A 12,548-nucleotide genomic window follows, 5' to 3' on the forward strand; every position below is an offset into this window, starting at 1 on the left:
ATGCCCTTGGAACAAGGAGTCCCGCATGCTGCGAGGGAACGATCTACGCTACGGGTGGGTGGCCCGTCTCTTTCACTGGCTCATGGCGCTGCTGTTGCTGGCCCTGTTCGCGACCGGCTGGTGGGCCACGGAGTTGAGCTATTACGACCCGCTTTACAACACTGTGCCCCACTGGCATCGCTCGCTCGGGGTCCTGGCCGGGCTGCTGATTTGCCTGCGCCTGGCCTGGCTGCTGGTGGACCGGCGCCCCCCCCACCCGCCGCAGCAGCCGGCCTGGGAGCGGCTGGCGGCGGGTGCGACCCATTGGCTGCTCTATGGCCTGATGATCGCCGTACCGGTCACCGGGTACCTGCTCTCCACTGCCGACGGCCGGCCGGTGGACGTGTTCGGGCTGTTCCAGGTGCCGGCGCTGTTGCCGCGCAGCTCCGGGCGTGAGGAGATCGCCGCGGATCTGCACTACTATCTGGCCTTTGGCGGGGCCTGGCTGGTCCTGCTCCATATCGCCGCCGCGCTCAAGCATGCCCTGATCGACCGGGACGGCGTGCTGCGGCGTATGATCGGCTAGCGGCCTGCCCGGTACGATCGAGCACACGAGACACTATTGACCCTACGGCCGGCCCGATCCGGCCCATGACGACACCTGAGGAGAATGACCATGACGCACTCGCTCAAGCGGATCCTGACCCGTTCACGCGCGATAGCCGCGGCGGTCTCGCTGGTCGGCCTGCTCGCCTTCACCGCTCCGGCCGTGGCCGGCGACGAGGTCTACGACCTGGATCCGGCCCACAGTTTCGTGACCTTCAGCATCTCGCACCTGGGCTTCTCCTTCATCGAGGGGCGCTTCAACGAGCTGGAGGGGGAGTTCGTCTATGATCCGGAGGCCCCGGAGAACAGCCGGGTCACCATGGAGGTGGCGACGGCCAGCATCGACACCAACCACGCCGAGCGGGACCGCCACCTGCGGGGCGAGGATTTCCTCCATGTCTCCGAATACCCGGTGGCCCGGTTTGAGACCACCGGCTTCGAGCCCGACGGTGAGGACGGGCGACTGCTGGGTGAGCTGACCCTCCACGGCGAGACCCGGCCCATCGAGGTGGACGTGACGTTTGTCGGCGCCGGGGAGGACCCCTGGGGCGGCTACCGCCGCGGTTACGTGGGCACCACCACCATCAAGCGCAGCGATTTCGGCATGGACTACGACCTGGGTCCGGACGCCGATGAGATGCGCCTGCGCTTCGTGCTCGAGGGCATCCGCCAATAGGGGCGCCGGTCGAGAGCACAGCGCCTGAGTCACAAGGACACGCACCATGTGGGACGAGCGGTATCGCGCAGAGGACTACTTCTACGGCACCGACCCCAACGACTTTCTCGCCGCCGAGGCGTCTCACATCCCCCCCGGCGGGCGGGTGCTTTGTCTGGCCGAGGGCGAGGGACGCAATGCCGTCTGGCTGGCCAGGCAGGGCTACCGGGTCACCGCAGTGGACGCCTCCAGGGAGGGGGTGCGCAAGGGGGAGCGCCTGGCCGGGCAACACGGGGTATCGGTGGTATGGGTGCACGCGGACCTGGCGGACTACAGCATCGAACCCGGCTGCTGGGACGGTATTGTCGGGATCTTCGCCCATCTGCCGCCGGCGCTACGCCGCCAGGTGCACGGTGCCGCTGCGGCCGGGCTGAGGCCCGGCGGGGTGGTGATCATTGAAGCCTACACCCCACGGCAACTGGACTACGGCACCGGCGGGCCACCTGATCCGGCCATGCTGGTGAACCTGGCCACCCTGCGTGCGGATTTCCCCGGCCTGAGACCGGTCATCGCCCGGGAACGCGAGCGGGCGGTGATCGAGGGTCGGGGCCATACCGGCCTGGCCCATGTGGTGCAGTGGGTGGCCCGGCGCTAGACCGGGTTCAGCCGGGCTCGTCGCGTGCGTCGTCCGCCGGCGGGTCCGGCTGCGCCCAGCCGCCCCCCAGGGCCTTGAACAGGGTGGCGGTAGCGTTCAGCTGGTCGCGCACCGCCTCGGCCAGGGCCAGCTCCGCGGCCAGCAGGCTGCGTTGGGCGTCGAGCACCTCGATAAAGCCGATGAAGCCCTCCTGATAGCGCAGTTCGGCCAGCTGCGAGGTGCGCTCCACCGCCGCCACCTGCGCTCGGATAGCCTGAGCCCGCTGGCTGCTGGTGCGGTACAGGCTCAGGGCGTCGCGCACCTCGTTGAAGGCGCTGATCACGGTGGCCTGATACCGGGCACGTGATTGCGCCGCCATGGCCTCGGCGGCCTCCACCCCGGCGCGCCCGCGACCGAAATCGAACAGTGGCCCCGCCACCGAGCTCCCCAGGCCCCAGGTCTCCGCGGCCCCGGTGAATAAGTCGCTGGTGTCGGTGGCCGCCGTGCCGAGCAGGGCGGTGAGGTTTAGCCGGGGCAGGCGTTCCGCCTGCGCAACGCCGATGGCTGCGGTGGCGGCCATCAGTTCGGCCTCGGCCGCCCGCACATCCGGCCGCCGCTCCAGCAGTTCTGAGGGCAGGGTTGCGGGCAGGTCCTCCGGCAGGTGAATGGCCTCCAGTGGCGTGTACTCGCCCAGGTCCATCTCATCGAGGGTCATCAGCTCCGCGGGGCTCATACCCACCAGCACGCCCAGCACCCCCTCCAAGGTGCTCACCTGCTCCTGGCGCAGGGGGATCTCCGCCCGAGTGCTCTGCAGTTCGGCCTCCGCCTGGCGCAGCGTCAGCTCGTCGGTTTCACCCGCCTCGTAACGCACCCGCTCCAGGGCGTAGGTCTCCTCCCGGGAGACCAGGGTGTTCTCCGTGATGGCCAGCTGTTGCTGGGCCGCCCGCAGGTCGAAGTAGGTGGTGACCACATCGGCGATGAGGTTCAGCCGCACGGCATCCTGGCTGAAGACATTCTCCAGCAGGAAGGCCTCGGCCGCCTCACGCTCCCGGGCCAGGCGGCCAAACAGATCGATCTCATAACCCAGCACGCCGCTTACCGAGAACAGGTTGTCGGTACGGGCTCGCGGCTCCACACCCGGAAACGCCGGCTGCAGGGTGGCGGGGCCGCGCTCCCGCGCCGCCTCCGCCTGCAGGTCGACCGTGGGCAGTTGCTCCGCGCTGGCCATGCCCAACCGGGCGCGGGCCTCCTCGAGACGGGCCGCCTGCAGGCGGATGTCCAGGTTGTTGGCCACCGCCCGCTCGACCAGTTGGTTGAGGGTGGGGTCGTCGAACCGCTTCCACCAGTCCACCCACGCCGCCCGCTCCCCATCGGCCAACAGGCTGCTTTCGGGCCAGGCCTCCGGCAGGTCCATTTCCGGGGCCTGGTAGTCTGGGCCGACGGCGCAGCCGGCCAGTATCAGTACTGCGGCCAGGGCGGTTATCGCCTTACGCATGGTTCCCGGCCTCCTTGTCATCGGCCTGCGCCGCCTTCTCCTGCTCACGCCGGGCCCGCCGCTCGTTGCGCCAGGTGGCGACATCCTCAAGCAGTTTGTAGAACAGCGGCACGAAGAGCAGCGCCAGGGTGCTGGCGGCCAGCATGCCGCCCACCACCACGGTCCCGATCTCCTGGCGGCTGGCGGCGCCGGCCCCGGTGGCGAACACCAGAGGCAGGGTGCCGATGATGAAGGTCAGGGCGGTCATCATAATGGCGCGGAAACGCTGGCGTGCCGCAGCCATGGCCGCCTCGGTGGAGGTCATGCCGGTGGCCCGGTTCTGGGCCGCGAACTCCACGATGAGAATGGCGTTCTTGGCCGCCAGGCCGATCAGCACCAGCAGGCCCACCTGGAAGTAGATGTCGTTGGGGAAACCGCGGAGCAGGGCGAAGAGGGCGGCGCCCAGGACGGCGAAGGGGACCGCGGTGGCCACGGCCAGAGGCAGCGTCCAGCGTTCGTACTGCGCGGCCAGGATCAGGAACACCATTAGCAGGCCCATGGCGAAGGCCGCGGCGCCGGCGCCGGCCGCCACCTCCAACTGGTAGGCCTCGCCGATCCAGCCGAGCAGAGCGTCGGCCCCCTCCTCGTCGCGGACCTCGGCCACCACCGCCTCGAGCGCCGCCTTCGCGTCACCGCTGGTGTAGCCGGGGGCGGGGTCGGCCATCAGCTTGGCGGCCTGATAGATGTTGAAGCGGTTGATGATGTCCGCGCCCGACTCGCGGGTCAGACGGACCAGCGCGCTCAGCGGCACGAGATCACCGCTCTCGGAGCGCACGAAGACATGGCGCAGGTCCTCCGGATGGCTCCGGAAGTCCTGCTCGGACTGGAGGTTCACCTGCCATAGCCGTCCGGCGAAGGTGAAATCGTTGACATAGAGGGCGCCGAAGGTGGCCCGCATGGTATTAAACACCTCGTCAATCCGCACCCCGGCCGCCTTGGCCTTCTCGCGGTCCAACTCCGCACGGTAGCGGGGGATGCCGGTGTCCAGCGTCGAGCGGGCGTTCACCAGCTCCGGGCGCTCATTGGCCCGCTGGACCACCCGGTTGGCCAAGGCCTCCACCTGGCGGGCGCTCATGTCCTCGCGCACCTGCAGAAAGCCCTCCACGCCGCCGGTCAGTGACAGCCCCTGGATGGGCGGCGGAATGAAGGCGAACACATTGGCCTCCTGCAGGCCGAACCCCATCCCGGAGATTCGCTCACTCATGGCCGCGGCGTGTTGGTCGGGCCGGGGCCGATCGGCCCAGTCGGTGAAGTTCACGAAACCGACCGCGGCGTTGGTCCGCAGCGAGCCGGCGATGATGTCGAAGCCGGCGAAGGCGGTGAACTCCTGGATCTCTTCCAGTTGCGTGAGCTGCGCCGCCAGGGCGTCGCGGACCGCTTCGGTGCGGTTCAGCGCTGAGGTGGGCGGCAACTGTGCGACCACCAGGGCAAACCCCTGGTCCTCCTGGGGCACCAGGCCGTCCGGCATGCGCTCCACCAGGAACACCGCGCCGCCCACGGCGAGTGCGAACAGCCCGACACCCACAGTGCGGTTTCTGACCAGGAAGCCGACCGCGGCCACGAAGGCCCGGGTCAGGTGTTCAAAGCCGGCGTTGAAGAGGCGGAAGGGCAGCCAGGGTGTCTTCGGCTGCTTATCCAGGAGCAGGGCACACATCGCCGGGGTCAGGGTCAGCGCCACCACGCCGGAGATCACCACCGAGAAGGCGATAGTGACCGCGAACTGGCGGTACAACTCACCGGTCAGACCGCCCAGGAAGGCCACGGGCGCGAAGACCGCCACCAGCACCAGGGTGGAGGAGACCACCGCCCCGGAAACCTGCTTCATGGTCTCCACCGAGGCCTCCCTGGCCTTCAGCCCCTTCTCGCGCATCAGCCGCTCGACGTTCTCCATCACGATGATGGCGTTGTCCACGACGATGCCGATGGCCAGCACCAGCCCGAAGAGGGTCAGCAGGTTGACCGAAAAGCCCATGGCCTGCATGCCCGCAAAGGTCCCGATCAGGGAGACCGGTATCGCAGTGATGGGGATCAGGGTCGCCCGCAGGTGCTGCAGGAAGACGAAGGTCACCAGCACCACGAGCCCTACCGCGATGAGCAGTGTGGTGTAGACCTCCCGGATGGAGACCTCCACGAACTCGGTGGTGTCATAGGGGATGGTGTACTCCACGCCCTCGGGAAAGCGCTCGGCGCTGTCCGCCAGCGCGGCCCGCACCTGCTCGGCGGTCTCCAGGGCGTTGGCCCCGGGCGCCTGATAGACCCCGATGGGGACGGTCGGCTCGCCGTTGTAGGTGGCGGAGAAGGCGTAGCTCTGGGCACCCAGTTCGGCCCTGGCCACGTCGCCGAGGCGCAGGGTGGCCCCGGACTCGTCCGAGCGCAGGATGATGGCCTCGAACTCCTCCGCCCCCTCCAGTTGGCCCCGGGTGGTCACGGTGAGGGTGAAGGCCTGGCCGTCGGGGGCCGGCTCAGCGCCCATCTGGCCGGCGGCGAACTGGGCGTTCTGCTCGCGGATGGCCGCCGCCACCTCCGCCGGCGTCAGGTCGTACTGGGCCAGCTTGTCCGGCCGTAGCCAGATCCGCATGGCGTAGTCCTGCTGGCCGAATAGAGAGGCCTCGCCCACACCGGGCAGGCGCTCCAGTTCGTCGATGATGTTCAGCAGGGCGTAGTTACTGAGCTCGAGCGTGCCGTGGCGCCCGTCCGGCGAGCTGAGCGTCGCCACCAACAGGATGTTGGTGGAGCGGGCCTCCACCCGCACCCCCTGGTCCCGTACCGCCTGGGGCAGTCGGGGCAGGGCGGCCTGCACCCGGTTGTTGACGTTGATCTCGGCCTGATCCGGATCGGTGCCCATCTCGAAGGAGACCGAGATCTGGACCGTGCCGGCGTCGGTACTGGTGGACTCCATGTAGATCATGTCGTCCACGCCGTTGATCTCCTGCTCCAGGGGTGCGGCCACCGCCTCCGCCAACACCTCCGAGCTGGCGCCGGGGTAAGCGGCCTGGACCACGATCTCCGGTGGCACCACGTCCGGGTACTGCTCGATGGGCAGGGCGCGCAGCGACGCGAGCCCGGCCACCAGGATGATGATCGAGATGACTGAGGCGAAGATCGGCCGGTCGATGAAGAACCGCAGCATGGGATTACTCCTCGTCCGACCGGTCGGCCACCACATCCACGGCCATTCCATCATGCAGGGCGACATGGCCATTCACCACCAGGCGTTCACCCGGCGTCAGGCCGTCGAGAATGATCTGTCGGCCGTCGACCACAGGGCCGAGTTCCACCGGCCGCGCCCGTGCGGTGCCCTCCTCATCCACCACAAAGACCTGTGGCCCCTCTCGCCCTTCGCCGACGGCGGTCTCGTCCACGACCACGGCATCCTGGTGCCGCTCCAGCAGCAGTCTCACCCGCAGGAACTGGCCCGGCACGATGCGGTGCTCCACATTGGGGAAAACCGCCCGCGCCGTGACACTGCCGGTGCGCGGGTCAATCGTGCTGTCGGTGAAGTCCACCGTCCCGGTGTGGGCGTAGGTGGTGCCGTCGGGCAGGCGCAGATGGGCCTCGTATTCGTGGTCATCGCCCGCCGCCAGCCGCGCCTGGCGCGCCGCGCGCTGAACAGCAGCGTCGCCTTCGGGTAGGGCGAAGCGGACATGGATCGGGTCGTGCCGGGTAATGCGGGTGAGCAGGGTGCCCCGCTCGATCAGACTGCCCTCGGGTAGCACCTCCAGCCCGGTCGTCCCGCTCAGCGGTGCCTGGACTTCGGTATAACGCAGGTTGCGTTGCGCATCACGCACAGCGGCATCGGCCACGGCCCGTTGTGCCTCCGCCAGTTCGAACTCGGACAGGGCCCGGTCCCGCTCCCGCTGACTGACCGCATCCCGTTCGTAGAGCGAGGCGATCCGGCGCCATTCCCGACTGGCCTGGTTATAGGCGGCTTGCGCATTGGCGCGTTCCGCCTCGGCCCGGCGTAGGGCGATTTCATAAGGCTCCGGGTCGATGCGGAAGAGGGCATCGCCCTCATTCACCACCTGGCCCTCCCGGTAAAGGCGCTCTTCCAGGATGCCGTCCACCCGGGCGCGAACCTCCACCTCGCGTGCGCCGCGGGCGCGGCCGGCATAGACCCCCTCAACCTCCACGGCGGCTGTCTCAACCGGGGCGACGGTGACCGGGGGCGGTGGCATATCTGCCTGCTGTTGACCCAGGGCTGGGAGCGTCCACCCATAGAGACCCAGAGCGACGACGATGGCGGTAACGATGGACTTGGGTTTGCGTGCGAGCGCGGGCGAGGCAGCGGACATGCGCTGGGTTCTCCGATGGGAATGGGCTTGCGGTGGTGTGAGGTCCGGACCGAATCAGCTGCGTTTACATACATACAAGGACGTATGTAAACGATTAACGGTATACTACACAGCCGACAAAACCAGTCAACAATGGATCTACCCGAGCCAAGCATGCGCAAAACCAAGGCGGAAGCCGAAGAAACCCGTCACCAGTTGCTGGATGCCGCCGAAGCCGTCTTCCTGGAGCGCGGCGTGGCCGACGCCAGCCTCGCGGCCATCGCGGAGGCGGCGGGCATGACCCGCGGTGCCATCTATTGGCACTTTCGCGATAAGACACACCTCTACGATGAGATGGTGCGGCGCGTGCGCCTGCCGTTGGTGACCATGCGGGAGGCCTATGATGGCGAACTGGGGGGTGATCCGGTCGCGGTGCTGGAGAAGCTCTGCCTGACGGCCATCCGCCACCTGCTCAGGGATGAACGTACCCGCCGGGTCTACACCATCGTCCTGCACCGGCGGGCGCGCCGCCCCGGCGAACCGGCCACGGCGGGCGAGGCCGAGAACCGCGAGCAGGCCGAGGCGGCGTTCCGCAGTTGCTTTGAGGCCGCACAGCGCCAGGGTCGGCTGCATCCGGCGCTCAGCCCCGATACCGCCTTGGATGCGCTGATCGCCTTTTTCACCGGATTATTGTTCATCTGGCTGCAGGAGCCGGAGCGCCTGGATCTGGAGGGCGAGGCCGAGTGCTTGTTCCGGGTGTTTCTCCGGGGCCTCGTGCGGCCCGCTTCAAGCGCCGACCCGCGGGGCGACCGGGCCGGTGGTGCGGACGAGGAACGGTGAGGGCGATCAGATCCATCCTCGGGTGTACTGAAGCGCGCTGAATCCGCGGTGGCGCCCGGCGGCCCCGCAATCCGCTCACGATGCTGTTGCAACGGCCATTGCTGCCCGCGGCGGGGCGGTGGGTCTGCGTGTTTGTTTGAGACAGACGGCATTTAACATAATATACATTATGCGCAGTAACGGATCGGACCGGTCGACCTTCCGGGGCCGCGCACGCCGGTGGCCTGGCGAGGACTCAGGGATTGCGCTCCACCAGCTCCACCCGGCGGTTCTCCGCACGGCCGGCTTCGGTACGGTTGCTGGTCACCGGTGCCATCATGCCCGCGCCCGCCGCCTGCAGGCGGTCGCCATCGATGCCGTGTTCCCGCTGCAGCCAGCGCACCACGGCCTCGGCGCGTTCCATGGACAGGGTCAGGTTATAGTCGTAGTCACCGGTGCTGTCGGTATGGCCCACCACCAGCAACGTCAGGTCCGGCTGCTCCGACATCAGCTCGGCGATGGCCTCCAGCGCGTCCGCGGAGTCCGGCAGGATTTCGGCGCTGTTGACGGCGAAGAGGATATTCTGGATGGCCACCCGGCCGTCCTCGACTAGGCCGGTCTCCATCTCGCCGGCCGTCAGCGGCTTGTGCTCCATCGCCGTCGCCATCTCCTCGGCGGTCACGATGGCCTTGGAGACCGCCGGGCCATCCACGCCGCGGGCGTTATAGATGGCGATGGCCGCCAGCACCTCACCGCTCCCTGAGCGCGCGGCGATATAGCGGACCTGACGGTCACGGTTGGCCACGCGGCAGCAGTCGCGGGCACCGCGCTCAAAGAGACCGGACTGGATGAAAAACGTGCGGCCGTCGCCGCCGGAGAGCTCCGCCTCGCTGCCGGTGTACAGGATGTCGAAGCCGCTATCCTCCAACGCATGGATATAACTGCGTTTTACGCGGAGCGTGGCGACGCTGGGGTCGTCGAAGACGTAGCTTTGACTGAGCACCTCCCCTTCCATGACCGCCGTGGACTCGAAACCCTCGCCGGTGTAGGGGCCGGTTGGCACGGTCAGGCGGTCGAAATCGGTGACGTCGTGATAGACGATGTAAGAGCCGGCGACGCGGGGCACGTCCGGATGGTCCCCGGCGCCTTCAATGTCCTGGCTGGCCGGTGCGAGGCCGGCGGTCAGGAAGGCGCCAAAGGCGGTGGCGAGGACAAAGGGGCCGACGGTTCGGTGCATGCGGTTCTCCTTCACTGAGGTGCGGGGCACGGTTGACCCTTTGAAGATAGCCAATTTCCTACCGGATTGGGCCCCGTTTTCGGGGCGCGACGCCGTTCGCGCCGCAGGGGGCAGCAGAGGCGACTAAGGGATCAGCACGGCGGCGCCCTGCAGGCGACCGCCGCGCAGGTCATCCAGGGCCTGATTGGCCTGGTCCAGGGGGTACTCCACCACTTCCGTGCGTACCGGCACCTCGGGCGCAAGGGCCATGAAGGCCTCACCATCGGCCCGGGTCAGGTTGGCGACCGAGCAGAGGCTGCGTTCGCCCCAGAGCCAGGCGTAGGGGAACGAGGGGATATCGCTCATGTGGATGCCGCCACAGACCACCCGGCCGCCCTTGCGCACCGCACGCAGGGCCTGGGGGACCAGGTCGCCGACGGGGGCAAAGATGATGGCCGCGTCCAATGGCTTGGGTGGCAGCCGGTCCGAGGGCCCGGCCCAGCAGGCGCCGAGGGCGCGGGCAAACGCCTGGGCCTTTTGATCCCCCGGACGGGTGAAGGCGTAGAGGTCGCGCTCCTGGTGGCGCGCCACCTGGGCCACGATATGGGCCGCCGCACCGAAACCGTAGATCCCCAGACGGCGGGCGTCGTCGCCGGCCATGCTCAGTGAGCGGTGACCGATGAGCCCGGCGCACAACAGTGGCGCGGCGCCGGCGTCGGTGTACGCGGCGGGGATCGGGAAGCAGAACCGCTCGTCGGCGATGGCGTATTCAGCGTAACCGCCCTGCAACTGGTAGCCGGTGAACCGTGCCTGGTCGCAGAGGTTTTCCCGGCCGGCGCGGCAATGATCGCAGGTCCCGCAGGTATGGCCGAGCCAGGGCACCCCCACCCGGTCGCCCGGGCGGTACCTTTGGCAGCCCTCGCCCACGCGGTCCACCACACCGACGATCTCATGGCCCGGGATGATGGGCAGTACGGGGTCCGGCAACTCGCCGTCCACCACGTGCAGATCCGTGCGGCAGACGGCGCAGGCGCGCACCCGGAGGCGGAGTTGCCCGATGCCGGGCTCCGGGACGGGCCAGGATTGGGCCTGCAGGGCCTGCCCCGGGGCCTCCAGCGCCATCACCCGCATGGTGGTGCGTTCCGTATCCTCTGCTTCCATTTCCCCTTCCCGGTCATCTGCTGCGGTAACCCTTACAATTATGGTCAGGCGCGGCGTTCCGGGGCTACCCTGGGCGCCCTATCCGGAATCACGAGTCGCTGGAGGCCCCATGTGGTGGCAGGCAGAGTTCCCGCAGGATGATGGTATCGCCTATCTCAATCACGCCGGGGTGAGCCCCTGGCCGGCGTGCACCCGTGACGCGGTCGCCGAGTTCGCCGCCGAGAACGTCCGCCAGGGTGCGGCCGCCTACCCGCGATGGCTGGAAGCGGAACATCGACTGAAGAACCGGTTGGCTGAGCTGATCAACGCGCCCTCCTCCGATACCATTGCGCTGGTGAAAAACACCTCCGAGGGGCTGTCCATGATCGCCTGGGGCCTGGACTGGGCCCCGGGGGACGAGGTGGTGATCAACCGCCATGAATTCCCGTCCAATCGTATCGTGTGGGAGTCGCTGGCGCGCCTGGGTGTGCGGGTGCGCGATGTTTCGTGGACGGTGGGTGACCCTGATCCCGAGTCCCGCCTGATCGAGGCCATGGGGCCAAAGACCCGCCTACTGGCGGTGAGCACGGTGCAGTACGCCAGCGGTGAGCGGATGGACATCGCGCGCCTGGTCACCGCCTGCCGGGAGCGGGGGGTGCTCTGCTGCGTCGACGGGATCCAGAGCCTGGGGGCGCTGCCCCTGGATGTGGCGGCGCTGGCGCCGGATTTTGTGGTGGCGGATGGGCACAAGTGGCTGCTGGGCCCGGAGGGGTTGGGTTTTATGTACGTCCGCCCGGAGCTGATCGGCCAGCTCCAGCTCTATCAGTACGGCTGGCACATGGTGGAGCACGCGGGGGACTACGACCGTAGTGACTGGGCGCCGGCCGCCAGTGCCCGTCGCTTCGAGTGCGGCAGCCCCAATATGCTCGGGGTGCACGCGCTGGTGGCCAGCGTCAGCCTGCTGCTGGAGGTGGGGCCGGACACGATCGCCGAGAACGTGCTCGATAACACCCGCCACCTGATGGACTGGGTGGATCAACGGCCGGAACTGGAGCTGATCACGCCCCGGGAGGGGGGGCGCCACGCGGGCATCGTCACCTTCCGGGCCCCGGGGGCGGATGCCCGTGCACTGTGGAAACGGCTCTCATCGGCGGGTGTGGTCGCCGCCCACCGCATGGGCGGCGTGCGTTTCTCGCCCCATTTTTACACCGAGCCAACCCGCCTGGAGTACGCCACCGAGCAACTCCTCGCCGCCCTGCCCCACTGCCGGGCTTGAGCGGGCGGGGCAGGCACCGCGAGGCCTCACATGGTGTGGGTGGGGCGGTCCGACTCCAGGGCGCCGGCCAGGTACTCCTCAATCTTGCGGCGGGCGGCGCCGTTGTCCTTGTCGGAGAACTGCACCCCGACGCCGGCGGTGCGGTTGCCTTGGGCCCCCTGGGGGGTGATCCAGGCGATGCGCCCGACCACCGGGATCTTCTCCGACTCCTCCATGAGCGAGAGCAGCATGAAGACCTCGTCGCCGAGCTGGTAGCTTTTGCTGTTGGGCACGAAGAGGCCACCGTTTTTCAGGAACGGCATATAGGCGGCATAGAGGGCCGACTTGTCCTTGATGGACAAGGACAGAATGCCGTGACGACTACGGGGCTTACGAGGTGTTTCCGCCATACGCTGCTCTCCTCCCTGCCGTTAGTCTC

At 68.2% G+C, this 12,548-nt stretch carries 11 protein-coding genes; 5 read left to right on the forward strand and 6 right to left on the reverse strand.

The window, feature by feature from the left end:
• Positions 1-25: 25 nt before the first annotated feature.
• From MLG_RS07170 to MLG_RS07180, 3 genes are all read left to right on the forward strand, one after another.
• Complete coding sequence (locus MLG_RS07170) at positions 26-565, forward strand: cytochrome b (protein ID WP_011629148.1); 540 nt, start codon at positions 26-28, stop codon at positions 563-565.
• Between the two features lie 90 nt (positions 566-655).
• Positions 656-1,261, forward strand: coding sequence for a YceI family protein (locus tag MLG_RS07175; RefSeq protein WP_011629149.1), 606 nt, complete (start codon positions 656-658; stop codon positions 1,259-1,261).
• A gap of 46 nt (positions 1,262-1,307) precedes the next feature.
• Positions 1,308-1,895: a class I SAM-dependent methyltransferase gene (locus MLG_RS07180; RefSeq protein ID WP_011629150.1), complete on the forward strand. Its 588-nt coding sequence runs from the start codon at positions 1,308-1,310 to the stop codon at positions 1,893-1,895.
• A 7-nt stretch (positions 1,896-1,902) separates the two neighbouring features.
• Here the strand turns inward: MLG_RS07180 and MLG_RS07185 are convergent, their stop codons facing one another.
• From MLG_RS07185 to MLG_RS07195, 3 genes are read right to left on the reverse strand one after another with little or no spacing between them, the layout of a single operon-like run.
• The gene (locus MLG_RS07185) at positions 1,903-3,369 is read right to left on the reverse strand and encodes an efflux transporter outer membrane subunit (RefSeq protein WP_011629151.1); all 1,467 of its coding nucleotides are present in this window, start codon (positions 3,367-3,369) and stop codon (positions 1,903-1,905) included.
• Positions 3,362-6,538, reverse strand: coding sequence for an efflux RND transporter permease subunit (locus tag MLG_RS07190; protein WP_011629152.1), 3,177 nt, complete (start codon positions 6,536-6,538; stop codon positions 3,362-3,364). Before MLG_RS07190 ends, MLG_RS07185 begins: the two co-directional genes overlap by 8 nt.
• A gap of 4 nt (positions 6,539-6,542) precedes the next feature.
• Positions 6,543-7,700 (reverse strand): efflux RND transporter periplasmic adaptor subunit, encoded by a 1,158-nt coding sequence (locus MLG_RS07195; protein WP_011629153.1) that lies wholly within the window; start codon positions 7,698-7,700, stop codon positions 6,543-6,545.
• A gap of 153 nt (positions 7,701-7,853) precedes the next feature.
• On the opposite strand from MLG_RS07195, the gene MLG_RS15550 reads away from it, so the two are divergent.
• Positions 7,854-8,519 (forward strand): TetR family transcriptional regulator, encoded by a 666-nt coding sequence (locus tag MLG_RS15550; protein WP_049753541.1) that lies wholly within the window; start codon positions 7,854-7,856, stop codon positions 8,517-8,519.
• Between the two features lie 235 nt (positions 8,520-8,754).
• Here MLG_RS15550 and MLG_RS07205 read toward each other — a convergent pair whose 3' ends face one another.
• Both MLG_RS07205 and MLG_RS07210 read right to left on the reverse strand, forming a co-directional pair.
• The gene (locus tag MLG_RS07205; protein ID WP_011629155.1) at positions 8,755-9,735 is read right to left on the reverse strand and encodes an OmpA family protein; all 981 of its coding nucleotides are present in this window, start codon (positions 9,733-9,735) and stop codon (positions 8,755-8,757) included.
• 123 nt (positions 9,736-9,858) lie between these two features.
• Positions 9,859-10,875 carry a zinc-dependent alcohol dehydrogenase family protein gene (locus MLG_RS07210; RefSeq protein ID WP_011629156.1) on the reverse strand — a complete coding sequence of 339 codons (1,017 nt, stop codon included), beginning with the start codon at positions 10,873-10,875 and terminating at the stop codon, positions 9,859-9,861.
• A gap of 109 nt (positions 10,876-10,984) precedes the next feature.
• Between MLG_RS07210 and MLG_RS07215 the strand changes: the two genes are divergently transcribed.
• Positions 10,985-12,130, forward strand: coding sequence for an aminotransferase class V-fold PLP-dependent enzyme (locus MLG_RS07215; protein WP_011629157.1), 1,146 nt, complete (start codon positions 10,985-10,987; stop codon positions 12,128-12,130).
• A 26-nt stretch (positions 12,131-12,156) separates the two neighbouring features.
• Here the strand turns inward: MLG_RS07215 and MLG_RS07220 are convergent, their stop codons facing one another.
• On the reverse strand, positions 12,157-12,519 hold the full coding sequence (locus tag MLG_RS07220; RefSeq protein ID WP_011629158.1) for a PilZ domain-containing protein: 363 nt from the start codon (positions 12,517-12,519) through the stop codon (positions 12,157-12,159).
• Positions 12,520-12,548: the final 29 nt, after the last annotated feature.

Source organism: Alkalilimnicola ehrlichii MLHE-1 (assembly GCF_000014785.1).
GTDB lineage: Bacteria > Pseudomonadota > Gammaproteobacteria > Nitrococcales > Halorhodospiraceae > Alkalilimnicola > Alkalilimnicola ehrlichii.

What these genes read in the sequence shown, in the direction of transcription:
- MLG_RS07170 (WP_011629148.1), top strand. Translation starts at nt 26, where the DNA reads ATGCTGCGAGGGAACGATCTACGCTACGGGTGGGTGGCCCGTCTCTTT.
- MLG_RS07175 (WP_011629149.1), top strand. Translation starts at nt 656, where the DNA reads ATGACGCACTCGCTCAAGCGGATCCTGACCCGTTCACGCGCGATAGCC.
- MLG_RS07180 (WP_011629150.1), top strand. Translation starts at nt 1,308, where the DNA reads ATGTGGGACGAGCGGTATCGCGCAGAGGACTACTTCTACGGCACCGAC.
- MLG_RS07185 (WP_011629151.1), bottom strand. Translation starts at nt 3,369, where the DNA reads ATGCGTAAGGCGATAACCGCCCTGGCCGCAGTACTGATACTGGCCGGC.
- MLG_RS07190 (WP_011629152.1), bottom strand. Translation starts at nt 6,538, where the DNA reads ATGCTGCGGTTCTTCATCGACCGGCCGATCTTCGCCTCAGTCATCTCG.
- MLG_RS07195 (WP_011629153.1), bottom strand. Translation starts at nt 7,700, where the DNA reads ATGTCCGCTGCCTCGCCCGCGCTCGCACGCAAACCCAAGTCCATCGTT.
- MLG_RS15550 (WP_049753541.1), top strand. Translation starts at nt 7,854, where the DNA reads ATGCGCAAAACCAAGGCGGAAGCCGAAGAAACCCGTCACCAGTTGCTG.
- MLG_RS07205 (WP_011629155.1), bottom strand. Translation starts at nt 9,735, where the DNA reads ATGCACCGAACCGTCGGCCCCTTTGTCCTCGCCACCGCCTTTGGCGCC.
- MLG_RS07210 (WP_011629156.1), bottom strand. Translation starts at nt 10,875, where the DNA reads ATGGAAGCAGAGGATACGGAACGCACCACCATGCGGGTGATGGCGCTG.
- MLG_RS07215 (WP_011629157.1), top strand. Translation starts at nt 10,985, where the DNA reads ATGTGGTGGCAGGCAGAGTTCCCGCAGGATGATGGTATCGCCTATCTC.
- MLG_RS07220 (WP_011629158.1), bottom strand. Translation starts at nt 12,519, where the DNA reads ATGGCGGAAACACCTCGTAAGCCCCGTAGTCGTCACGGCATTCTGTCC.